Annotated in this window: 20 protein-coding genes and 2 tRNA genes; 12 read left to right on the top strand and 10 right to left on the bottom strand. The window is 68.9% G+C overall.

Features of this window, described 5'->3' with window-relative positions; genetic code table 11:
- Positions 1-244: 244 nt before the first annotated feature.
- Both ACFV7R_RS08345 and ACFV7R_RS08340 read right to left on the bottom strand, forming a co-directional pair.
- Positions 245-958: a FadR/GntR family transcriptional regulator gene (locus ACFV7R_RS08345; protein WP_385261326.1), complete on the bottom strand. Its 714-nt coding sequence runs from the start codon at positions 956-958 to the stop codon at positions 245-247.
- Between the two features lie 252 nt (positions 959-1,210).
- A tRNA-Lys gene (locus ACFV7R_RS08340) sits at positions 1,211-1,284 on the bottom strand.
- A gap of 187 nt (positions 1,285-1,471) precedes the next feature.
- Between ACFV7R_RS08340 and ACFV7R_RS08335 the strand changes: the two genes are divergently transcribed.
- The 4 genes from ACFV7R_RS08335 (at position 1,472) to ACFV7R_RS08320 (ending at position 5,085) form a co-directional block, all read left to right on the top strand.
- Positions 1,472-2,599 (top strand): peptidoglycan-binding protein, encoded by a 1,128-nt coding sequence (locus ACFV7R_RS08335; protein WP_385261323.1) that lies wholly within the window; start codon positions 1,472-1,474, stop codon positions 2,597-2,599.
- Between the two features lie 63 nt (positions 2,600-2,662).
- Complete coding sequence (locus tag ACFV7R_RS08330; RefSeq protein ID WP_385261320.1) at positions 2,663-3,784, top strand: SPFH domain-containing protein; 1,122 nt, start codon at positions 2,663-2,665, stop codon at positions 3,782-3,784.
- Between the two features lie 130 nt (positions 3,785-3,914).
- Positions 3,915-4,520, top strand: a complete 606-nt coding sequence (locus ACFV7R_RS08325; protein WP_385261317.1) for a lytic polysaccharide monooxygenase — start codon at positions 3,915-3,917, stop codon at positions 4,518-4,520.
- Between the two features lie 121 nt (positions 4,521-4,641).
- Positions 4,642-5,085, top strand: coding sequence for a hypothetical protein (locus ACFV7R_RS08320; RefSeq protein WP_385261315.1), 444 nt, complete (start codon positions 4,642-4,644; stop codon positions 5,083-5,085).
- Positions 5,086-5,146: 61 nt separating this feature from the next.
- Here the strand turns inward: ACFV7R_RS08320 and ACFV7R_RS08315 are convergent.
- The 6 genes from ACFV7R_RS08315 to ehuB all read right to left on the bottom strand — a co-directional run bounded on the left by ACFV7R_RS08315 (position 5,147) and on the right by ehuB (position 9,346).
- A tRNA-Lys gene (locus ACFV7R_RS08315) sits at positions 5,147-5,220 on the bottom strand.
- A gap of 88 nt (positions 5,221-5,308) precedes the next feature.
- Positions 5,309-6,067: an IclR family transcriptional regulator gene (locus ACFV7R_RS08310; protein ID WP_385261312.1), complete on the bottom strand. Its 759-nt coding sequence runs from the start codon at positions 6,065-6,067 to the stop codon at positions 5,309-5,311.
- A gap of 155 nt (positions 6,068-6,222) precedes the next feature.
- Positions 6,223-7,050, bottom strand: coding sequence for an ectoine/hydroxyectoine ABC transporter ATP-binding protein EhuA (gene ehuA / locus ACFV7R_RS08305; protein WP_385261310.1), 828 nt, complete (start codon positions 7,048-7,050; stop codon positions 6,223-6,225).
- On the bottom strand, positions 7,040-7,684 hold the full coding sequence (gene ehuD, locus ACFV7R_RS08300) for an ectoine/hydroxyectoine ABC transporter permease subunit EhuD (protein ID WP_385261307.1): 645 nt from the start codon (positions 7,682-7,684) through the stop codon (positions 7,040-7,042). The genes ehuA and ehuD overlap by 11 nt, the downstream gene beginning before the upstream one ends.
- Entirely contained in the window at positions 7,681-8,427 is a 747-nt protein-coding gene (gene ehuC / locus ACFV7R_RS08295) for an ectoine/hydroxyectoine ABC transporter permease subunit EhuC (RefSeq protein WP_385261304.1), read from the bottom strand. The genes ehuD and ehuC overlap by 4 nt, the downstream gene beginning before the upstream one ends.
- Positions 8,428-8,443: 16 nt before the next feature.
- Positions 8,444-9,346, bottom strand: a complete 903-nt coding sequence (gene ehuB, locus ACFV7R_RS08290; RefSeq protein ID WP_385261302.1) for an ectoine/hydroxyectoine ABC transporter substrate-binding protein EhuB — start codon at positions 9,344-9,346, stop codon at positions 8,444-8,446.
- Positions 9,347-9,527: 181 nt separating this feature from the next.
- Between ehuB and ACFV7R_RS08285 the strand changes: the two genes are divergently transcribed.
- From ACFV7R_RS08285 to ACFV7R_RS08250, 8 genes are all read left to right on the top strand, one after another.
- Positions 9,528-10,022, top strand: a complete 495-nt coding sequence (locus tag ACFV7R_RS08285) for a DUF3830 family protein (RefSeq protein WP_385261300.1) — start codon at positions 9,528-9,530, stop codon at positions 10,020-10,022.
- An 890-nt stretch (positions 10,023-10,912) separates the two neighbouring features.
- Positions 10,913-13,450, top strand: a complete 2,538-nt coding sequence (locus ACFV7R_RS08280) for a Pls/PosA family non-ribosomal peptide synthetase (RefSeq protein WP_385261298.1) — start codon at positions 10,913-10,915, stop codon at positions 13,448-13,450.
- Between the two features lie 138 nt (positions 13,451-13,588).
- Positions 13,589-16,876: an amino acid adenylation domain-containing protein gene (locus tag ACFV7R_RS08275; RefSeq protein ID WP_385261295.1), complete on the top strand. Its 3,288-nt coding sequence runs from the start codon at positions 13,589-13,591 to the stop codon at positions 16,874-16,876.
- A gap of 36 nt (positions 16,877-16,912) precedes the next feature.
- Positions 16,913-17,920: a TauD/TfdA family dioxygenase gene (locus ACFV7R_RS08270; RefSeq protein ID WP_385261292.1), complete on the top strand. Its 1,008-nt coding sequence runs from the start codon at positions 16,913-16,915 to the stop codon at positions 17,918-17,920.
- On the top strand, positions 17,917-18,987 hold the full coding sequence (gene sbnB / locus ACFV7R_RS08265; protein ID WP_385261290.1) for a 2,3-diaminopropionate biosynthesis protein SbnB: 1,071 nt from the start codon (positions 17,917-17,919) through the stop codon (positions 18,985-18,987). Before ACFV7R_RS08270 ends, sbnB begins: the two co-directional genes overlap by 4 nt.
- A 79-nt stretch (positions 18,988-19,066) precedes the next feature.
- A complete protein-coding gene (sbnA, locus tag ACFV7R_RS08260) occupies positions 19,067-20,152 on the top strand; it encodes a 2,3-diaminopropionate biosynthesis protein SbnA (RefSeq protein WP_385261287.1) in 1,086 nt (361 codons plus the stop codon).
- Positions 20,153-20,168: 16 nt separating this feature from the next.
- The gene (locus ACFV7R_RS08255; protein ID WP_385261285.1) at positions 20,169-20,420 is read left to right on the top strand and encodes a holin; all 252 of its coding nucleotides are present in this window, start codon (positions 20,169-20,171) and stop codon (positions 20,418-20,420) included.
- Positions 20,417-20,674, top strand: a complete 258-nt coding sequence (locus tag ACFV7R_RS08250) for a hypothetical protein (RefSeq protein WP_385261283.1) — start codon at positions 20,417-20,419, stop codon at positions 20,672-20,674. The genes ACFV7R_RS08255 and ACFV7R_RS08250 overlap by 4 nt, the downstream gene beginning before the upstream one ends.
- Positions 20,675-20,739: 65 nt before the next feature.
- On the opposite strand, the gene ACFV7R_RS08245 is transcribed toward ACFV7R_RS08250, so the two are convergent.
- Both ACFV7R_RS08245 and ACFV7R_RS08240 read right to left on the bottom strand, forming a co-directional pair.
- Positions 20,740-22,182, bottom strand: coding sequence for an amidase (locus ACFV7R_RS08245; RefSeq protein WP_385261419.1), 1,443 nt, complete (start codon positions 22,180-22,182; stop codon positions 20,740-20,742).
- Positions 22,183-22,207: 25 nt separating this feature from the next.
- Positions 22,208-23,176 (bottom strand): D-2-hydroxyacid dehydrogenase, encoded by a 969-nt coding sequence (locus ACFV7R_RS08240; RefSeq protein ID WP_385261280.1) that lies wholly within the window; start codon positions 23,174-23,176, stop codon positions 22,208-22,210.
- Positions 23,177-23,206 lie beyond the last annotated feature (30 nt).

Raw genomic sequence — 23,206 nt, 5'->3', positions numbered from 1 at the left:
CCGTCACAGACGTGTCAGTGGTGCGCCGCAGTCACCACGTCATCCACACTCTATAGACATGGAACTACGACGTTCCGGTTGCATGATGCCCCCCTCGGCATCGCTTCACGAACGGGGCCCCTCTCCCCGCAGCACCGGCAACCGGTTTCGTGCCCCCCAATTGGCGCGTATCCGCAGCCTCTTGCAAACCAGGGTTCTACGCCGTTCAGCATGATCGCAAGATGCGATACACGGTATTTACCGGCTATACGCGCTCATTGGGACGCAAGTTGGCGTCCGCTGGTGCGCTTGAGACCAGTCGTGCACGAATGTTGCCGAAGTGATCCCTTATAGCCTCCTCCGCTCGGATCGAGTCACCGGACCGCACCGCATCCAGGATCTCCCGATGCTGCCGGCAGGTGACCCTCGGGTCCTGCGGCACCTCCACGAGATCCCTGCTCACCCGGTGGAAGGCGTCCCAGAACGCCTCGAGCACCTCGCTCAGCAGCACGTTGTCCAGCCCCTGGTAGAGGGTGGCGTGAAAGGCACGGTCGGTCTCGGCGAGACCGGCGCCCTGCGCGGCCTGCTCATCCATACGGTCCACGAGGGCGTCCAGTTCAACGAGGTCCGCCTGCGGGAGCCGGCCCGCGAGCCGGGAGACCAGTCCCGTCTCCACCGCCTCGCGCAGCTCGAGCAGCTGAAGCAGGGAGTCCTCCCCGCGGTAGTGCCCGGCGACCGTGCGGAACGCGAGGCCCTCGATCATCGGGGCGAACGACATCCGGCCGACGTAGGTGCCGAAGCCGTGCCGTATCTCCACGATCCCCATCGCCTGGAGTCCCTTCAGGGCCTCCCGCACCGAGTTCCGGCTCGCGCCGAGGAACTCCATCAGCTCGGGCTCGGTCGGCAGCGGGGACCCGGAGGTCAGCCGGCGGTCGACGATGAGCTTCTTGATCCTCTCGTGGAGGTCACGCGCTGCCATGGCCAGAGGGTAACCGGCCAAATGAGGGGAGGCCCCGCTTCCGGTCACGCAAAAGGCCCCTCGCTGTGGCGAGGGGCCTTCCGGTCGGTGCGGGGACTCGGCGTTCGCTGCTGGGCCCGCGGTCACGGCGGCCGGCGGAGAGGGGGGTGGGTGGCGGAGCCCCCACTGCGCGCGGCGCGCCGCGCGCCGCGCAGAAACGGCGATGGCGAGGCGGTTCGCGCTTTCTGCGAACCTGCCTCGCCATCGACATCGTGCGCCGCCAGGGACTCGAACCCCGGACCCGCTGATTAAGAGTCAGCTGCTCTAACCAACTGAGCTAGCGGCGCGTGCTGACATCGTTAACTCTACATGACCTTCCGGGGTGCTCCGGACCACGGGAGCGGGGCCGGCCCCGGCCCTCCAGGGGCCCTGTACATCGTTCGGACCGTCAACATGCGCACCGGGAAGACAGTTGTGAAACTGATCAACGTGCACCGGCCTGGACATTTCCATCTGGAGTGTGAGGGGAATCGCATGGAGCCTCCGGTATTCGAGGAATTCGATCCCACGAGCGACTGCGACTGCCCCGGCTGCGCCCACTGGCGCCGCGTCCCCCCTGTGTCGCCGCATTCCACCGTCGGCCGCCCGGCCGCAACCCGCGCGCTGGCCGTCGCCGCCATGGCCTCGGCGGCACTCGGCGTGAGCCATACCGCCCCCGCCCTGGCCGTCCCCCATGCCCCCCATCGACCCGGCGTTCCCGCAGGTGAAGCGCCTGCCACTCCCCAGGGCGGCAGAGCCCCGCTGCACGGCCAGGGCGGGACACCGGCCGAGCCGGCGGGTGCCGTCCCGCTGCCCGAGATCACCCGCGCGGAGATCATCAACCGCGCCAAGAAATGGGTCGCGGAGAAAGTGCCGTACAGCATGACCCACTACTGGACCGACGGTTACCGGCAGGACTGCTCGGGCTTTGTCTCGATGGCCTGGAAGCTGCCGGGAAACGAGTGGACCGGCTCCCTCCACGAGTTCGGGGTGCGGATCACCAAGGAGGAACTCCAGCCCGGCGACATGTTGCTGTTCCACAACCCGGCCAACCCGCAGAACGGCTCGCACGTGGTCCTTTTCGGCGGCTGGACGGACTACACCCACACGTACTACATCGCCTACGAGTCGACCCGCCCGCACGCCCGCAGGCAGACCACGCCGTACGCCTACTGGACCAACTCCGACCGTTATGTCCCCTATCGCTACAAGGGCGTCAAGGCGGACGTGGCCGGTGTGGAGGAGACCGCGGCGCCGCAGGACACCGCCGCGCCGCAGGAGACTGTCGTGCCGCAGGAGACCGTCGTACCGCAGGACACCAAGGAGGAGGGCAAGGCCGTCCACGCCGGAGCGGCCGGTCCGCTCGCGTCCGCCTCGCGGGTCCCGGCCTACCCCGGCCGGGGCATGTTCCGGCCAGGTGCGGACAACGCGCACGTCACGCTGCTCGGGAAACAGCTCGTGAGGAAAGGGTTCGGCAAGCACTACGCCGGCACCGGGCCGGGGCCGCGTTGGGGCGAGGCGGACCGGCGGAACGTCGAGGCCTTCCAGCGCTCCCAGGGCTGGCGGGGCGGCGCGGCGGACGGCTACCCGGGGCCGGAGACCTGGCGACGGCTCTTTTCCTGACCACCTGTACCACCTGCTGCACCACCTGTTCTGACGCATCTGGCGCGGAGGCTGGAGGCACACATGACCACGACCACTCCCCAGCCGCCCGGGTCCGGCGGCGCCGACGGGGCCCCGGCCCGGCCCGCCCGGGTGATCCAGAACGAGACGACCACCGAGATCCCCGTCCATCTGCTGTTCCGCGACGACCCCGACCCGGTGTCCGTGCCGCTCAGGCCGACCGTGGTGAACCGCCGCCAGGGCACCGGCGAGCAGCCGCGGCTGCGCCGCCCGGCGCCCGCGAAGGCCCGCCCGGTGGCACGGATCGACCTCGACCTGGTGGAACGGCCCGCGCGGGCGCTGCCCGGGGTGGTCGGGGTGCTCGCCGGTGCCGCCGGGCTGGCCGGGTGCGCGGTCACCTCCTGGTGGGCGGGCACGCTGCCGCCGTTCGCGGCGCAGGCGCTGGGGCTGCCGGCGTTCGCGGGGACCGGGCTCGGGCCGGCGCAGTGGGCGGGGTACGCCGGGGCCGGGGCGCTCGGCCTGTTCGGCTTCGGGGGGCTGTCCCGGGGGCGCACCGGGCGGGCCTGGGTGCTCGATCTGTTCGGCCGCTACCGGGGGACCGTCCGGCGTACCGGCCTGATGTGGGTCAACCCGCTGCTGCTGCGCCGCCGGGCCGACGTACGGCTGCGGCACTGGCGCAGCGAGCCGATGCCCGCGGCCGACCGGAGCGGGGCGGCGCTGCGGGTGGTGGTCCTGGTGGTGTGGCGGGTGCGGGACACCGCGCGGGCCGTGCTGGGCGTGGAGGACCACGAGACGTATCTGCGCGAGTGCGTGGAGGCGGGGCTCCTGCGGGTGCCGGTGGAGATGCCGGCCGGTGCGCGGGCCGGCGTGGAGGCGGCCACGGACGCACTGACCCGGCTGGTGGCGGCGGACGTGGCGCCGGTCGGGCTGGAGATCTTCTCGGTACAGCCGGTGCGGCTCGAGTACGCCCCTGAGGTCGCCGCCGCGATGCACCGCCGCCGGATCGCCGCGCTGGACGCACAGCACCGGGCGAGCGTGCTGACATCGGTGGTCGACTCGGTGGAGGACACGGTGACGCGGCTGACCATGCGCGGGCTGGTGGAGCTGGACGACTACGAACGCAAGGTGCTGGTCAAGGACTTGACGGTGGCGTTCTGTGCGGGGCGGGGAGAAACAGGTCCGTGATGGGTATGGACGCGTCCTTGATATGGACACGCCTTTGATATGGACACAGCCAACTAACGGCAATACGCTCAGACTTGGTCTAGACCTGCAAGCTCGCTGAACTTCCCCCACGTTCTCCAGGAGCGGCAGTATGCGCAAAAAGACCAAGTTGTCCGCCGCGATGGTAGGTCTGGCGACCACCGGCGCCCTCGTGCTCTCCTCCGGCGGCGCCAGCGGCCACGGCTACACCGACCTGCCCATCAGCCGGCAGAAGCTCTGCCAGAACGGCACGGTGACCAACTGCGGCCCCATCCAGTGGGAGCCGCAGAGCGTCGAGGGCCCGAAGGGCTTCCCGGCCGCCGGCCCGGCCGACGGGCAGATATGCAACGCCGGCCTGAGTCAGTTCGCCCAGCTCAGCGCACCGAGGACACCGTCCGGCGCCGCCTGGCCCGCCACCAAGGTGAACGGCGGTCAGAGCTACACCTTCCGTTGGCAGTTCACCGCCATGCACGCCACGACCGACTTCAAGTACTACGTCACCAAGCCGGGCTGGAACCAGAACCACAACCTGGCCCGCTCCGACCTCAACCTGACCCCGTTCCTCACGGTTCCCTACGGCGGTCAGCGCCCGCCGCAGACCCTCTCGCACAGCGGCACCCTGCCGTCCGGGCTCAGCGGCCGGCATGTGATCGTCGCGGTGTGGACGATCGCCGACACGGCCAACGCGTTCTACGCCTGCTCGGACGTCACGTTCTGATCCCCGAAGTTCTGATCCCGAAGATCTCTGAGGCTCCCTTGAGCGAACGGTCCGGCCGACGTGGGTAGGTTCCTCGCACGCCGGCCGGACCGGGCCGGCGTACTGACCTCGGGGGAGTGCGATGGACGCGCTGTTCTATGTCGTGCCCGGACTGATCATGGGCGTGGCCCTCTTCATGGCGTACCGCGTGGTGCGCCGCTCGCTGCAGCTCAGGAGCGCCTGGACCAGCGGCCTGACGGCCGAGGCGCGCTGTCTGCGGATGTTCACGACGGCGCACGGCGGCGGTCATGACTCCTCCGTGCGTACGGCGCTGCACCACGTCTACGAGTTCAGGGCTCGCGACGGTCGCCTGGTCAGGTTCGAGGAGGAGGGCGGCCCGGCGACGGTCGTCGAGGGCGACATCGTGACCGTGTACTACGCGGAAGGCCGGGAGACCGTCGCCACGGCCCGTCGGCCGAGCCCGGTCAGGAACGCGGCGGGCACGCTGGGAGTCCTGGCGTTCCTCGGGGTGATCGTCGTGTTCTGCGTCGGCTTCATGGCCTCGTTCGGCGCGGCCGCCTCCTAGGCCGGCCCTAGCGGCCGAAGAGCGAAGGAGCCCCTCGCTTCCGCGAAGGGCTCCTCATCTGTGCGCCGCCAGGGACTCGAACCCCGGACCCGCTGATTAAGAGTCAGCTGCTCTAACCAACTGAGCTAGCGGCGCATGACTCCCGCCGTCCGCTCTCGCGGTCGGCGACACAGAAAATACTACCTGGTCCAGAAGGGTGCTCCGGACCAGTGGCCCGGAGCACCTAGATCGCCAGCGACAGCAGGACCGGCGCCGCGTTGCGGTTCAGGGTGTCCGCGGCCTCGCGCAGCCGGTGGGCGCGCTCGACGGGCAGGGACAGGGCCAGGCAGCCCACGGCGGAGCCGGCCGTGATCGGGACGGCCGCGCAGACCGTGCCGACCGCGTATTCCTGCAGGTCCAGCACGGGCACCGTGGGCGGCTGGGCCTCCAGCCGGGACAGCAGCAGCTTGTCGCTGGTGATGGTGCGCGAGGTGAGACGGGCCATCTTGTGCCGGGAGAGGTGCTCGCGACGGCCGTTGTGGTCGAGCTGGCCGAGCAGGCTCTTGCCGACCGCCGTGGCATGGGCGGAGTAGCGGAAGTCGACCCACTCGTTGACCGCCGGGGTGGCGGGACCGTCCGCGTATTGGGTGATTTTGATTTCTCCGTCGACGTACCGGCTGATGTAGACGGCGGCGCCGACGGAGTCGCGCAGTCGGTCGAGGGCCCGCTGGAGCTGTTCGCGCAGGGCTTCCTCGCGGTTCTGGGCGGAGCCGAGGCGGGTGAGGGCGACGCCCGTCACATACGCGCCGTCGGTGACCTGCTCGACGTAGCCCTCGCGGCGCAGCATCCGCAGGAGGCCGGTGAGCCGCTCCGCGCCGAGGCCGGTGTGGCGGGCTATCTCGGTGTCGGTGACACCGGAGGTGTGCCGTGCCACCGTCTCCAGGACGCGCAGGGCGTCCTGAGCCGAGTGGTACGGCGCGGTCGGCTCGTGCGTCAGCGCCACGGTGTATCCCCCCTGCGCTTACTGTCTGGCCGTAAGTCCGGACGGCGGATCCCCTCCACGATAGCCGCCAAGGGGCTGGTGGCGAGCGGTAGTTGACCAGATTGCGACCCTCTCAGCAGGGCGTAGGCGAATGGCATATGCCAATGGCAGTCTCCTCAGAGCACCGCTCCGAGGAACTCCCTGGTCCGCTCGTGGTCCGGATCGCCGAAGATCTTCTCCGGGGTGCCGGACTCGATGACCTTGCCCTTGTCGAACATCATGACCCGGTCCGAGATGTCCCGGGCGAAGTTCATCTCGTGGGTCACGCAGAGCAGGGTGATGTCCGTGGTGTGCGCGATGTCCCTGAGCACATCGAGAACGCCGTGCACCAGCTCCGGGTCCAGCGCCGAGGTCACCTCGTCCAGCAGCAGGATCTCCGGCCGCATGGCCAGCGCGCGGGCGATCGCCACCCGCTGCTGCTGACCGCCGGACAGCTGCGTCGGATGTGCGCCGGCCTTCTCCTCCAGGCCCACCAGCTGCAGCAGGTCCCGGGCGCGTTCCTCGGCCTCGGCGCGGTCGAGGCCGAGCACGTTGACCGGGGCCTCGGTGATGTTCTGCAGCACGTTCATGTTCGGGAACAGGTTGAACTGCTGGAAGACCATCCCGATCTTCTTGCGGATCTCCCGCTGGTGCTTCTCGTTGGCGGGCCTGAGGGAGCCGTTCGGCCCCGGCATATGGGTCAGGGACTGCCCGTCCACCATGATCACACCATCGCTGACCTGCTCCAGCGTCATCAGCAGCCGCAGGATGGTGGTCTTGCCGGAGCCGCTGGGGCCGATCAGGGTGACGTGCTGTCCGCGGTCGACGGTGAAGTCCAGGTGGTCGAGGACCACATGGTCGCCGTACCGCTTGACCACCTGGTCGAACTCCACCAGGTGGCCGGGTGGGGCGGTGTCGGCCACGGACGGCTCGGGACTCGTCTTCTGCAGGGGGTCAGTGGCCAAGGCGCTTCTCCAGCTTTCTCATCAGCAGCGAGGTCGGGTAGCTCGCCGCCAGGAAGATCAGGCCCGCGAGCGTGAAGGTCTCGGCGTAGACGAAGTGGGTCGCGCCGTACTCCCGGGCCTCGGCGACCATCTCCGAGACCGTGATGACGGCCAGGAAGGGGGTCTCCTTGAACATCGAAATCGCGTAGTTGCCCAGCGCGGGCAGGACGTTGCGCACCGCCTGCGGCAGGATCACGGCCTGCCAGGTGCGGCGCGGCGACATCGACAGCGCCCGGCAGGCCTCCCACTGGCCCTTCGGCACGGCGTCGATGCCCGCCCGGTACACCTCCGACAGGTACGAGGCGTAGTGGATGCCGAGCACCGTGACACCGATGGTCAGCGGCTCGACCGTGTTGAACACCGCGTACGCGCCGGCCAGCTGCACCAGCAGCGGGGTGGACCGGACGAACTCGGTGACCGCCCGCACCGGCACCGTCACCAGCCGGCTGGGCGCCCGCCCGGCCATCGCGACGATCAGCCCGAGCACGGCGGCCACCAGGGTGCCGAGCACCGTGGCCAGCAGCGTGGTCTTGAAGCCCTCCCACAGCAGCGGCAGCGAGTCGCCGACGGAGGCCCAGTCCCAGTTGTAGTTCACAGCGAGCCTCCCGCGCTCGTCCCCGCCGCCTCGGCGGGCTGCGCACTACGGCTGCGCAGCAGCCCGCGCACGCCGGTGTGCTGTCCCAGCCGGGCCTTGGCGTGCCGCTCGAGGGCGTTCATCAGCAGGGTCAGCGCGTAGGCGAGGACGAAGTACATCACCAGCAGCGTCAGATACGCCCAGGTCGTCTCGCCCGTGCGGTCCCGCATCTGCTGGACCACGGTCGTCAGGTCGGCGGCCGAGATCAGCCAGAGCAGCGGCGTGCACTTCAGCAGCTGGATCAGCAGGTTGGTGAACGACGGGATCATCTGCACCCACGCCTGCGGCAGGACCACCCGGCGCATCCGCTGCGCCGGTGTCATGTTCAGCGCGACGGCCGCCTCCCACTGCGCCTTCGGTACGGCGTTCAGCGCACCGCGCACGACCTCGGAGCCGTACGCCCCGTAGTTCATGCCGAACGCCACGACGCCGCAGAACAGCGGGGTCAGTTCGTATCCGAACAGGAGCGGAAACGCGTAGTACAGCCAGAACAGCTGGACGTACAGCGAGGTGCCGCGGAAGAACTCCACGACGACCCGTGACACCCCCCGCACGAGCACGGACCCGCTGCGCGCCATGAAGCCGAACACGAACGCCAGGGCGAGCGCCACGGCCGAGCCGAGGACCGTCGCCGCCAGGGTCGTGCCCAGCCCGGACCAGACGTCCGGCAGATGGTCGAAGAAGTATGTGAAGAAGTCACCCATGGGCAGCCGGGTCCCGTCAGCCCTTGCACAGGTCGGCGGTCTTCAGGTCCGCCGGCGGGATGGTGTCCTTGCCGAAGCCGTACTCGCCGATCAGCTGCACATAGCGGTCCGGATCCGAAGTGATCTTCTTCAGCTCCCTGTTGAAGGCGTCCCGCAGGTCCTCGCTGCCCTGGCGGAAGACGGCACCGCCCGGGCTGTACTGCTTGACGCCGTCGAGCTCCGGGACGAACGAGTCGGTGACCTCCAGGCCCGAGTTGTTCTTGGCGAGCCAGTTCAGGGAGATCCCGGTGAGCAGGAACGCGTCGATCCGGCCGCCCTTGACCGCGTCCGCGCCGTCCTGCGGCTTCTGCAGCGTCCTGATGTCGCCGTCGGCGATACCGGCGCCGGTGGCGTAGTTCTTCTCGACCGCACCCGACATCACGCCGATGGTCGCCCCGGCCTTCTTCACCGACGCCAGGTCGGTCAGGTTCTGGGGGTTTCCCTTCTTCACCATCAGCGCGGTGGGCGAGATGAACTCCGGCTCCGAGAACAGCGCCCGCTCACAGCGCTCCGGGATGATCGCCATCCCGGCACTGATCACGTCGTACTTGCCGGCCTGCAGCCCGGGGATCAGACCGTCCCACTCGGAGAAGGTCGGCCGCAGTTCGTCCACGCCGAGGGCCTTGAAGATCTCCCGGTGCAGAGTGGGCGCCTCGCCCTTGAGCTTCCCGCCCTCCTCGTAGCCGTAGGGGGCCTCGTTGGCGTAGGCCACCCGTACGTAGCCCTGCTCCTTGAGCTTGTCCAGGGTCGAGCCCTCGCCGGAGCTGCCGGTGTCGGTCTTGCTGCACGCGGCGAGGAGTCCGGGGACGGTCAACAGGCCGCCGACGGCTGCGGTTCTGGTGAGGAAGCCCCTGCGGGACAGGTTCGGGAACTCGGTCATGGACGTGCAACCTCCAGAGTCGTGCCTGACATGCGGCCGCGGCCAGTGGAGGCGTCTGCCCGATCCGCGGGGGGTATGCAGGGCCGCCGTGCGATGTGATGCAACGGTGACCGGAGCGTGACCGGCCCGTTTCCGAGGGTGGGTGGGTATGAGACCCGTGCGGCCGGGGAGGGAACAGGGCATGGCCGACCGTTATGTGGAACTCTCCCTCGCCGAGCGCGACGTCCGCTGCACCGCGAAGCTCCTCGACGACCGCGCCCCGGTCACCTGCGCCGCCGTCTGGGACGCCCTGCCGCTCGCCGGTGACGTCTACCACGCGAAGTACGCCCGCAACGAGATCTACGCGCTCTTCCCGCCCTTCGCCGCCGCCGAACCGCCGCTGGAGAACCCGACGGTGACCCCGATCCCGGGCGACCTGTGCTACTTCTCCTTCGCGGGAACGGAGTTGGGGACCCGGGCGTACGGCTACGACCGCGAGGTGCGCACGACGGCGACCGTGGTGGACCTCGCCCTGTTCTACGAGCGCAACAACCTCCTCCTCAACGGGGACGTGGGGTGGGTGCCGGGCATCGTGTGGGGTCAGGTCGTCGAGGGCCTCGAGACCATGGCGGAGGCGTGCAACGACCTGTGGCGGTCGGGGGCGGCGGGGGAGACGCTCGGCTTCCGGAGGGTGTGACCAGTACCGCAGACGCCCGGCGCGCCCGGGAAATGCGATCGCCGACCAGCAGGCCGCTGACACGATTGCGGGCGTGATCACTGCTGCAGTGCCGAGCGGCCGTCATGTTCCGCTCGGCTCGACGGCGACTTCATCTTTCGGAGTTGCCTGGCACGCGTCGCGGAACATGTGCGCTTGTCCAAACGACTCTTTGCACGCGATCGCGACGCTGTTCCCGGCGTCTCAGCGACCGTTCGCCGGAGCCCGAGCCGAGAGCAGCGGAGTGGACGCGATCTTGGGCCCCGTCCAAGTACTCCCACACCGGCCCGGCCGGCCGGTCAGGCGACTCGAAGGAGGGGCATCCATGTACGTCGCTCCCGGAAACCCTTCCGATGAACTCCGCGTTTGAAACTGAGCGGCATGCAGAAGGAACGCATCGAAGTGTACGCAGAGGGCTCGTGGCGAGTCTGCGACCGGACCGCCATGGACCCTTTTTCTGCTTCGGATATCAGGCAGCGGCACGGAATTCCAGATGTTTCTCCACCTGCGGAAATCACCGCCGGGTGACCCGTTACGCACCCCGGCTCAGTGCCGGCTCAGCTCACCTGCGGACCAGGCCAGCGCCACCCGTATGCAGTAATGCGAACCTGGTCCGCATGTCCGGCGCTGAGGCCCTTGGAACCGAGTCCCCCGACACCGGCGAGCCCTCGTGTCGCACCACCGCGATCGAGTCGAGTGGCACCCCGCCGGTGGACGACGGAAACTAAAGCGTGATGGTTTCGTGAAGGCATGAATTCACGAACTCGCGGCGTCCGTGTTGCTTTATCTGCCCAGCGCTCGACGCTCAGCGCGAGGAGACCGGGCGCCGGTCGCACCGGCGATGGTGGTCAATATTTCCTCAAGGAGCTTGCATGGTGGAGAAGTCTGCCAAGTCCCTGACAACCGTGCCGGACAACAGCCCGTCGACGGACACTGAGATGAATCTCGCCGAGGTACTCGCTGGCGTCGTGCGCGTCAAGCAGGTGTCGGTCGACAGCCATTTCTTCGATGACCTCGGCAGTAATTCATTGGTGATGGCTCAATTCTGTGCACGCGTCAGAAAGCGGGCGGATTTACCGTCCGTGTCGATGAAAGATGTCTACCGTTACCCGACGATCCGCAGCCTGGCGACGGCGCTCGCCGATACCGGTACCGACGCCGGAACCGGTGCCGTTGCCGCACCCGCCCCCGTCGGTTCGCCGGTCCCGGAATCGTCGGAGGCGGTGACTCCGCTCAGCACACTGCAGTACACCCTCTGCGGAACGCTGCAGTTCCTGCTTTTCCTGGGATATTCTTTCCTCGCTGCAATTTTCACCGCCCGCGGCTATGCATGGGTATCCGCCGGCTCGAGTTTGACGGACATCTACCTGCGCTCGACCGTCTTCGGTGGCGCCGGCTTCGTCGGCATGTGCACTTTACCGGTCGTGGCCAAATGGATCCTTATCGGCCGGTGGAAAGCACGCGAATTCCCGGTCTGGAGTCTGGCCTATCTGCGCTTCTGGACCGTCAAGGTGCTGCTCCACGCCAACCCGATGATCTTCTTCGTCGGTAATCCCCTGTACGTGCTGTACCTGCGTGCACTCGGCGCACGAATCGGCAAGGGTGTCACGATCCTCTCCCGCAACGTTCCGGTCTGCACCGACCTGCTCACGATCGGCGCCGACACGGTGATCCGCAAGGACTCCTTCTTCCTCTGCTACCGGGCGCACGCCGGCCGTATTCAGACGGGCCCGGTCATCCTTGGCCGGGATGTGTTCATCGGCGAGAAGACCGTGCTCGACATCGACACGTCCATGGGTGACGGGGCGCAGCTCGGTCATACGTCCTCGCTCCACAGCGGCCAGGCGGTCCCGGACGGCCAGCGGTGGCACGGATCTCCGGCGCAGCGCACGGAGCTCGACTACGTGAGGGTCCCGCCCGCCAGGTGTGGCACCCTGCGCCGGCTCGGCTTCGGCCTCGCCACCGTGGGTCAGCTGTTCTTCCTCTCCGTGCCGCTGGCCGTCGGGGGCCTGTACATGCTGTTGACACAGGCACCGGGGCTGAGCGACCGGCTGGGCCCGGGCGCGGGAGGGCTCGGGTCGCCGGAGCTCTACGTCGATGCGCTGATCGTTTCCGGCGTTCTGTTCTTCAGCTTCGTCGTCGTGGGCGTCGCCGTTCTGTTCACCGTTCCGCGCCTGCTGAATCTGGTCGTCAAGCCGGACAAGGTATATCCGCTGTACGGTTTTCATTACTCGACGCACCGGGCGATCGCACGCATCACCAACGTGAAGTTCTTCACATGGCTCTTCGGTGACAGCTCCTACATCGTCCCCTATCTGCGCGGTCTTGGATACGACCTGTCCCAGGTGGAGCAAACCGGGTCGAACTTCGGTACGGAAGTACAGCACGAGACCCCGTACCTGTGCTCTGTGGGCAGCGGAACGATGGTCGCTGACGGCCTGTCGATCGTCAATGCCGACTTCTCGAGCACGTCTTTCCGGGTGTCCCGGGCGTCGATCGGGACGAACAACTTCCTCGGGAACAACATCGCCTATCCGTCTGGGGCCAAGACGGGCGACAACTGCCTCCTCGCGACGAAAGTGATGATTCCGCTCGACGGCGAGATGCGCGAGGGGGTGGGTCTGCTCGGCTCACCGTGCTTCGAGATTCCCCGGTCGGTGGAACGCGACTCCCGGTTCGACCACATGCGGACCGGGGACGAGTTGCACCGCAACCTCGCTGCCAAGAACCGCTACAACATCCGCTCGATGGTCCTCTTCCTGCTCGTGCGGTGGCTGTACTTCTTCGTGCTCACGGTGCTCGCCCTCGCGGATGTCGAACTGTATGACTCCTTTGGACATGTATCGATCGCGGTATTCATGGTGTTCGCCCTGGCGTTCACCCCCCTCTATTTCGTACTGGTGGAGCGTGCCATCGTGGCTTTCCGCGCGCTGCGGCCGCGGTTGTGCTCCATCTACGACCCGTATTTCTGGTGGCACGAGCGTCTGTGGAAGGTGCCTGACGAGTACCTCAACTTCTTCAACGGCACCCCCTTCAAGAACGTGATCTGGCGGTTCCTGGGTGTTCGGCTCGGCAGCAGGGTCTTCGATGACGGCTGCTATCTGACGGAGCGGATGCTCACCACCATCGGGAACGACTGCACCCTCAATGCGGGGAGCAAGATCCAGTGCCACTCGCAGGAGGACGGCACCTTCAAGTCCGACCGCAGCACGATCGGCGACGGATGCACCCTCGGTGTCGGCTCCCACGTCCACTACGGCGTGACGATGGGTGACGGTTCAGTGCTGGCGCCCGACTCCTTTCTCATGAAGGGCGAGGAAGTCCCGCAGCACGCGCGGTGGGGTGGAAACCCGGCCACGGAGATGAGAGATGGCCCCCGTCAACCGACAGCACTGGTGCGGAAGGGGTAGCAGGACCATCTCGGTCAGCGGGCTCACCTGGTTGGACACATCGGTCTGCCGGTCTGCCGAGAGCAACGACGACAGTGGAGCCGCCCTGGCCGGCGGCGACAGACATGGTGGCCACGGCGAGCGGAGAGGGACAGATCGATGGCAAGGCGAGTGGAAGCGGACCAGGAGTTCTGGCGCGGTGTGCTCGTCGCCGGCGGATCCACCACGATCCCGCGGTGGACGCTCCATCCGAGGACGGGCGTCGACGAGCACGAGGCCACGATTCCGGACGACGTCATGGGCGCCTTGCGCCGGTTGGCGGAGGACCTCACGATGCCGCTCGACTCCGTGATGCTGGCCACGCACGCCAAGGTACTCGCCGCGCTGTCCGGCGAGCACGACGTCACCACCGGCTACGTCGCCGAGGAGGGCGGCCGACCGTTGCCCTGCCGGCTGACGACCGCACCCCCATCGTGGCGGGCGCTGCTGGTGGACACCCATCGCGTCGCCTCGGAACTGCTGTCGCACAAGGACTTTCCGGTCGACTCACTCAGGCGCGAGCTGGGCCTGACCGAACCGTCGATCGAGACCGTCTTCGATCCGAATCCGACCTTCGGTCCCTGTCCGACGGGCGTCGGCGGCGATCTCGCCGGAGACACCGTGTTGTGGGTGGGCTTCTCGGACCACGGTGGCCGCCCCGTGCTGCGACTGCGGTACCGGACCGACGTACTCGACGCGGACTACGCCGCCAGGATCGCCAGTTACCACGTCAACGCGCTCGCGCTCATCGCTGCGGATCCTGATGCCGAGCACGCGCGGCAGAGCCTGCTTTCCACCGAGGAGCTCCGGTTCCAGCTCGAAGGGCTGTCCGGACCGTGCCGTACCCTGCCGGACACCCGGATGCACGAGCTGTTCGAGCAGCGGGTGAGGCTGCACCCGGATGCCGTCGCCGCCGTGCACGGCGACCGGCAGTGGACGTACCACGAGCTCAACGCACGTGCCAACCAGCTGGGACGAGCCCTGTTGGCGCGGGGGCTGCGGCGCGAAGGTGTCGTCGCGGTGGTGACCGAGAGAAACCTGGACTGGATGGCCGCCGTCCTCGCGGTCTTCAAGGCCGGAGGCGTGTACCTGCCCGTCGAGCCGCACTTCCCGGCCGACCGCATCGCGGCCATGCTCTCCCGCGCCGAGTGCGGGCTCGTGCTCACCGAACCCGGCAGCACCGACTCGCTCGACCAGGCCCTGAACTCGCTACCGGGGGTCCGGAAGCTCCTCGTCGGCACGGCGTACGACGAGGGCCGTGCCGACGACGACCTGGGCATCGCCGTTGCGCCGGACCAACTCGCCTACATCTACTTCACCTCCGGCTCCACGGGAGAGCCCAAGGGCGCGATGTGCGAGCACGCGGGCATGGTCAACCACCTCTATGCCAAGATCGACGACCTGAAGATCGGCGAGGGGCAGGTGGTTGCCCAGACCGCCCCCCAGTGCTTCGACATCTCGCTGTGGCAACTGGTGTCCGCGCTCCTGGTCGGTGGGCGGACCCTGCTGGTCGAGCAGGAGGTGATCCTGGACGTCCAGCGGTTCGTGGACAAGATCGCCCGCGGCCGGGTCGCCGTGCTCCAGGTCGTGCCGTCGTACCTCGAGGTCGTACTGACGTATCTGGAGCAGCATCCGCGGGAGCTGCCCGATCTGCGGTACGTGTCTGTCACCGGTGAGGCGCTGAAGAAGGAGCTCACACAGCGCTGGTTCGCGGCCGAGCCCGACATCAAGCTGGTCAACGCGTACGGCCTGACCGAGACCTCCGACGACACCAACCACGAGGTCATGGACCGGGTGCCGGACCGCGAACGGGTCCCGCTCGGTCCCCCCGTCAGCAACGTGTACGTCTACGTCGTCGACGAGCAGCTGTCACCGGTGCCGCTCGGCGCCTCCGGCGAGATCGTCTTCTCCGGCGTCTGCGTCGGCCGCGGATACGTCAACGACCCTGATCGCACCGAGCAGGCCTTCATGCCCGACCCGCACCGCGAGGGCGCCCGGCTCTACCGCAGTGGCGACCACGGTCGCTGGCTGCCCGAGGGCAAGCTGGAGTTCCTCGGACGCCGCGACACCCAGGTCAAGATCCGTGGCTTCAGGATCGAGATCGGCGAGATCGAGAACACCCTGCTGCAGGTGCCCGGTGTCCGCGACGGCGCGGTGGTGGTCGCCGAGCGGCCCGACCGGAGCAAGCACCTTGTGGCCTTCTACTCCGGCCCGGGATCACTCCCGGCCGAGGACCTGCGGGACCGGCTGGGTGAGTCGCTGCCGGAGTACATGGTGCCGTCGGCCTTCCACTGGCGGGAGAGTCTGCCGCTGACCGCCAACGGCAAGACCGACAAGAGGGCGCTGGCGGCGCTCGCGGAAGAACTCGACGTCGTCGAGGACTACGAGGAAGGTCACCACGCGCCGGACACCGCGACCGAGCAGCGGCTGGCGGCCGCCTGGGCGGAGGTGCTCGGCATCCCGCAGGCTCAGATCGATCGACGGGACCATTTCTTCGGCCGGGGTGGCACATCGCTGTCGGCCGTGAAGCTGGTGATCACCCTGGACCGCGCGGTATCGCTCAAGGACGTGACCCGTCATCCGGTCCTCGCCGATCTGGCCGCGCTGGTCGACGGCAGGTCCGATCGGCGTTCTGGGCTGCTTCAGTCGCTGTCCGAACCGGAGGGTGCGCCAGCCGGTGCCCTGGTGTGCTTCCCCTACGCCGGCGGCAACGCGGTGAACTTCCAGCCGATGGCCAAGGCGCTGCTGGGCAGTGGGATCGCGGTCTACGCCGTTGAGCTGCCCGGTCACGACGTGGCCGCCGAGAGCGAGCCTTTCGCGCCGATGGCGGACGTGGTTGCGCAGGTCGTCGCCGAGATCACCGAACGTGGCCTGCCCAGAGTACTGCTGTGGGGTCACTCCTCGGGCTCGGCCTTCGCCGTGGAGACCGCCAGGCAGCTGGAGGAGCGTGGGGTGGATGTCCAACGGGTCTTTGTCGGCGCGCAGTTGCTCGGCAACGCCGCTGACCGGCGCGACGCCGTCACCGAGCTGACCGGGCAGAGCAACGCCGAGATCGCCGCGAAGCTGAGTACGGGCAGCGGCTACACCGAGCTCCATGAGCTGGATGCGCAGCGCGCCGAGCATGTCGGTGCCGCCTACCGGCACGACTGCGTGTCCGCACACCGCTATTTCGCCCACGTCCTCGACACTCCCCCGGCGGTGAAGCTGTCCGCGCCGGTCACCGTGGTGGTCGCCGCCGACGACCCGATCACGGCTGATCACCGGCGCCGCCACCGCGACTGGGAGCTCCTCGCGGTCCGCGTCGACCTGAACGAACTCGCCGAGGGCGGCCACTACTTCCTGCGCACCTGTCCGGCCGAGGCAGCACAGGCCGTGCTGCGCACCGCCGAACTACTGCCTTCTTCCTGAACGGCACACACAGCTGCACACTGAAAGGAAATCGGGATGTCCTCCATATCCCCGACGTCGCTGCTCGACGACGTCGAGCTGCAACCCGGCCGTCCTCCGATACTGCGGGCCGAGACCCCCGGCGACGCGCCGAGCTGGGCAGCCGAGCACCGGGACGCGCTGCGCGCCGTCGTCGCCGAGCATGGCTGTGTCCTGGTCCGCGGCCTCGGGCTGCGCGACGTGGCCGGGACCGGTGCCGTCTTCGAGCGGCTGAGCACCGGGCTGATGACGGAGAGGGAGGCCTTCGCGCTCCGGCGGATCTACGCCGACGGCGTGTACTCCTCGGCGCAGTGGCCGCCGAACCAGCCGATGTGCATGCACCACGAACTGAGCTACACGCTGGAGTTCCCCGGTCTGATGCTGTTCGCCTGCCTCACTGCGCCCACCGAGGGCGGAGCGACCGGAGTGGCCGACGCGGCGACCGTGCTCGAGGAGCTGCCCACCGAGTTGACCGAGCGGTTCGAGCAGGAGGGCTGGCTGCTCACCCGCAGCTACAACGACGAGATCGGGGCGTCCGTGACCGAGGCGTTCGGCACCGACGACCGGGGCGCCGTCGAGAGTTACTGCCGTGCCAACGCGATCGAGTTCGATTGGCAACCCGACGGGGCCTTGCGCACCAGGCAGCGCCGCAGCGCCGTGGTGCGCCATCCGGTCACCGGCCGGCGCTGCTGGTTCAACCAGATCGCGTTCCTCAACGAGTGGACGTTGGCCCCCGAGGTCCGCGAGTACCTCGTCGAGGTCTACGGCACCGACGGGCTGCCGTTCAACACCCGTTTCGGAGGCGGCGACCCGATCGGCGAGGACGTGGTGCAGCTGCTCAACGAGGTCTACGAGGCCAACACCGCACGCGAGCCGTGGCAGGCCGGCGACCTGATGCTCGTCGACAACATGCGCACCGCGCACAGCCGGGAGCCCTTCGAGGGATCGCGCGACGTGCTCGTCGCGATGGCCGACTCGGTGCGACTGTCCGACTGCTCGCCGACCGTCGAGGTGACCGCCCGATGACCACCATCCCCACCGCCGTGACGGCGTCCGCGACAACCGATCCGCACACCGTGCCACCCTTCGCGGTGATCTCCGGTGCCCAGGTCCAGCAGGTGCTGGAGGGGCGCGAGAAGCAGATCGTCGAGTTGGTCGAGGCCGTCTACCGGCTGCACGGCGCCGGTGACTCGGTGAACCCGCCGTCGTACTTCCTGCGTTTCCCCGACCGCCCGTCCTCCCGGATCATCGCGCTGCCGGCCTCGATCGGCGGGCACGTACGGGTGGACGGCGTGAAGTGGATCTCCAGCTTCCCGGAGAACGTACAGGCCGGCATCCCGAGGGCGTCCGCCGTGCTGATCCTCAACGACCAGAACACCGGCTACCCGTTCGCCTGCCTGGAGAGTTCCATCATCAGCGCCACCAGGACGGCCGCGTCGGCGGCGTTGGCCGCGGACCGGCTCAGTCGGGACCGGCCACGGCCCACGCGCGTCGGGTTCTTCGGGACGGGCCTGATCGCCCGCTACATCCATGCGTTCCTGGCCGGCAGCGGCTGGTCGTTCGACGAGATCGGCGTACACGACCTGTCCGCCGACAGCGCGGCCGGGTTCCGCTGCTATCTCGAGCAGTCGGGCACCACAGGCCGGATCACGGTGCACGACAGCGCCGAGGGGCTGATCTGCTTCAGCGACCTGGTGGTCTTCGCCACCGTCGCCGGTGAGCCGCACGTCAGCGACCCTACGTGGTTCTCGCACAATCCTGTGGTTCTGCACGTGTCGCTGCGCGACCTCGCGCCGGAGATCGTTCTCGCCTCGACCAACATCGTCGATGACGTCGAGCACTGTCTGAAGGCCGACACCTCGCCGCACCTGACCGAGCAGCTCACGGGCAACCGGGACTTCCTGCAGGGCACGTTGGACGACGTGATGGCCGGGCGGGTGACGGTGCCGGCGGACCGGCCGGTGGTGTTCTCGCCCTTCGGCCTCGGGGTGCTCGACCTCGCGGTCGGCAAGTACGTCTACGACGAGGTGGTCCGCTCCGGAGAGCTGCACGTCATCGACGACTTCTTCCACGAACTGCGCCGGTACGGATGACCGTCCGAGAGGCCTTCAGCTCTGGCCACGGCCGGAGGGACGTTCCGAAAGTCCTGCTGCAGATGAGGAGGAGGCCGTCGTGCCCGTCATATCCGCTCCCCATGCCTTCAACGAAGCACAGCTCTATGTCGACCTTCGGCCCGTCTTCGGGCGTTCCCTGTTCCTGAAGTGTGAGGGCTTCAACTTCGCCGGCTCGATCAAGCTGAAGGCCGCGACCGAGATGGTGGAGGCCGCCGAGCGGCACGGAGTCCTCAAGCCGGAGTCGATCCTGGTCGAGTCCTCGTCGGGCAACCTGGGCGTGGCGCTGAGCATGATCGCGGCAAGCAAGGGCTACCGGTTCCTGTGCGTGACGGACTCCCGCTGCAACTTGTCGACCAGACTGCTGATGGAGGCATTGGGCAGCCGGGTGCACACCATCGCCGACCTGGACGCCGGCGGCGGCTTCCTGTGCGCGCGGATCAACTACGTCCGCGCGCTGTGCGATTCCGATGACCGGTACGTGTGGCTCAGTCAGTACACCAATCCGGGCAACTGGAAGGCGCATTACCACAAGACGGCGCCGGAGATCACCCAGTGCTTCCCGCGCCTGGACGTACTGTTCGTCGGCGCCGGCACCACCGGGACTCTGATGGGCTGCGCACGCTACTTCCGCCAGTGGCACCGGCCGGTGCGGATCGTCGCAGTGGACAGCGTCGGCTCGGTGATCTTCGGTGGTGCGCCGGGCCGCCGCATGATTCCCGGTCTCGGCATGAGCATGCGTCCGCCGCTGCTCGACGAGTCCTACGTGGACGAGGTGATACGTGTCGAGGAGACGGACACCATCCGTGCCTGCCATCGTCTGGCCAGACGCGGATTCCTGTTCGGCGGCTCCACCGGCACGGTCGTCAGCGGCGCGATGCGTTGGCTGGCCGACCATGACACGCGTGAACTCACCGCGGTGGCCATCGCCCCAGACCTCGGCGAGCGCTACCTCGACACCATTTACCAATCCAACTGGCTGCGGGATCTCTATGGCGAGGACGTGCTCGACTCCGACGAAACGGCCGACGGTTCCTGGGCAGCCAGCCCCGTGCCAACGCGGCAAGGGAGCCGCCCACCGCACCACCCGCAGACCGGCGACGGCGGCGGTAACCAGCACCGTCGGCACCAGGACCGTAAAGCGTAGGTGTTCTGTCCACGCAGTGGCGGGGTTGCGTCCAGTGAAGTTCCTTGATCTCGATCCTACCGCCCAGACCCTCCTGGCCTTGCCCGGTCTCGACGCCACCGACCTGCTCGCCCTCCCCTGGGAACGCGCCTTCGCCCTTGCCGGCGTCGCCGCCGTCCTCTCCGTGGCCACCTCCCTCGTCACCGTGGGCACGGGCAGCGACGGCCCCGGCGTCACCGAGACCCCCTACGACACGCGCCCGACCACAGCCACGGGCGGTAACCCGTGACCGACGAGCAGCCCGCCCCGGTCGTCACCATCACCGCTGCTGAGATGTACGGCGAGCTGCGCGCCACCCGCGAGAGCGTCAGCCGCATCGAAGGCAAGCTCGACGGCCTCGCCGGCATCAACGAGCAGCCCGACGACCACGAGGAACGCCTCCGCCGTCTCGAATCCCGCCAGTGGCCCTGGCCCACCATCGCCGCACTCGCCGCCGCCGTCGCCGCGGTCCTCGTCGCTCTCCTCCAGCACTGTGAGCCTTGAATGTGCGGAGCCGGTCCCTGATGTGCTACGAGTGCCGCAAGATGGTCACCGCACCTCGGTCCGAGCTAAGAGGGGGAAGGCTCGGACCGCTCGTCGTACCTGGTGACCTGCGGAGACGGAGTTGCGACCCCGGCCACCCCGGCCTCGTACAGCGCATGCGCCGTCTGCAGCACCAGGTCGTCCCTGTGCCGGGCCGCCACGATCTGCATCCCCACCGGCAGCCCGTCCCCGTCCGCCCCCACCGGCACCGTCGCGGCCGGCTGCTGCGTCATGTTGAACGGGTACGTGAACGGCGTCCACCCCGTCCAGCGCCGGTGGCCCGAGCCCTTCGGTACCTCGGCGCCCGCCTCGAACGCCGTGATCGGCACGGTCGGGGTGACGAGCAGGTCGTAGGACGTGTGGAAGCGGCCCATCCGGCGGCCCAGGTCCATACGGACGTCCACCGCGGCCAGGTAGTCCAGCGCCGAAAGGCTTTCACCGGCCGTGCAGATCTCCCGCAGGCCGGGGTCGAGCAAACCCCGCTGGTGCGGCCCGAGATGCTGGATCACCCGGGCCGCCCCGGTGAACCACAGGGTGTGGAAGGCGTCCACCGGGTCGGTGAGGTCGGGGTCGGTCTCCGTGACGTACGCGCCGAGGTCGGCGAGCCGCTCCACCGCCCGCCGTACCGCCGTCGCGACGGCCGGGCGCACCGCGACCTGGCCGCCCAGGCAGGGCGAGTAGGCGACCCGCAGCCCGTGCACGCCGCCGCGCAGCCCCGCGGTGAAGGAACCGGGCGGCGGGCCGAGCGCCGACCAGTCGCGCTCGTCGGGCACACCGATGACGTCCAGCAGCAGCGCCGCGTCGGCGGCGTCCCGGGTCATCGGCCCCACGTGCGCCAGCGTGCCGAAGGCGCTCGCCGGGTAGAGCGGGACCCGGCCGTACGTCGGCTTCAGCGCGAAGATCCCGCAGAACGCCGCCGGGATACGCACACTGCCCCCGCCGTCCGTGCCCAGCGCCAGCGGCCCCGCGCCGAGCGCCACGGCCGCCGCCGCGCCCCCGCTCGATCCGCCGGCGGTGCGGGAGTGGTCGTGCGGGTTGCGGGTCACCCCGGTCAGGGGGGAGTCCGTGACGCCCTTCCAGCCGTGCTCGGGTGTCGTGGTCTTGCCGAGGAACACCGCGCCGGCCTCGCGCAGCCGGGCGACGGAGGGCGCGTCCTCGTCCCAGCGGCCCTCCGGGTCGATGGTCCGCGAGCCGCGCAGGGTCGGGGTGCCGCGCAGCAGCAGCAGGTCCTTGACCGTGACCGGGACCCCGTCCACCGCTCCGGCCGGTTCCCCGCGCCGCCAGCGCTGCGCCGACTCCGCTGCCCGGGCGAGGGCGTCCTCGGCGGTGAGGTGGACGAAGGCGTTCACCTCCGGCTGGATCCGCTCGGCCCGCTCCAGTGCCGCGCGGGTCGCCTCCACGGGGCTGAACTCGCCCTTGCGGTAGCCGTCGACGAGTTGTACGGCGGTCAGTTCGGTGAGCTCGGTCAGCTGGGTCATCCACCCTCCCGGGGCGTCAGTGTCCGGGTACGTATCCGCGCTTCTTGTCGACCACGTTCGACAGCGGCCTGCCCGCCTCCCATCGCTCGTACAGCTCCACGAACTGGGCGCCCAGCTCGTCCCGCCAGCCGACCGTGTCGCCGCTCATGTGCGGGGACACGATCAGGCCCGGCGCCTGCCACAACGGGCTGTCCGCCGGAAGGGGTTCGTCCGTGAAGACATCCAGTGCGGCGCCCGCGATCCAGCGCTTGGCCAGCGCCTCGGCCAGCGCGTCCTCGACGACCAGCTGCCCGCGCCCGACGTTGACGAACCGGGCGGAGGGCTGCATCACCCCGAACCGGCGCGCGTCGAACATGCCCCGGGTCTGCTCCGTCAGCGGCGCGGCCGCGATCACCCAGTCGGCGCGGGAGAGCAGCCGGTCCAGGTCGTCGGGGCCGTGGACACCGGGGCGCGGAGTGCGGCCGACCAGCGCGGTCGTGATGTCCAGCGCCTTGAGCGTACGGGCGATTCGGCGGCCGATCGGGCCGGAGCCGACGACGCAGGCCCGGGTCCCGGCGACCTTCCGGGACTCGCGGTGCCGCCAGGTCCGCTCCCGCTGCAGCTCCCAGGTGCGGGGCAGGTCCTTGGCCATCGCCAGGACGAGCGCGGCGACGTACTCGGCGATCGGCTGGTCGAAGACGCCGCGCGCGTTCGTGACCACCGTGTCCGAGGCGACGAGCTCGGGGCACAGCAGATGGTCCACACCCGCGCTCGCCGTGTGCACCCAGCGCGGTCGCGGCCCGCCGCCCGGCCAGGCCTTGCGGACCGCGTGCGAGGTGAAGTCCCACACCAGCAGCACATCGGCGTGCGGCAGCCGCTCGGCGAGCCCCGACTCGTCGGTGTGCTCGATCCTGGCGCGGCCCGTGAGACGCCCGAGGCGGGGGAGCGGATCGGCGTCCAGGACGAGCAGGGTGGGAGTGCCGGTGGGCGGGGGAGCGGCGGTCATGCGGAAGCCGTTTCTCGGGGCGAAATGGAG

Origin of the sequence: Streptomyces sp. NPDC059866, from assembly GCF_042731325.1 — a bacterium.
Classification (GTDB): Bacteria; Actinomycetota; Actinomycetes; order Streptomycetales; family Streptomycetaceae; genus Streptomyces; species Streptomyces flavusporus.
Note: the sequence above shows the minus strand (reverse complement) of the source record. Positions and strands in the feature narration are given on the sequence as shown.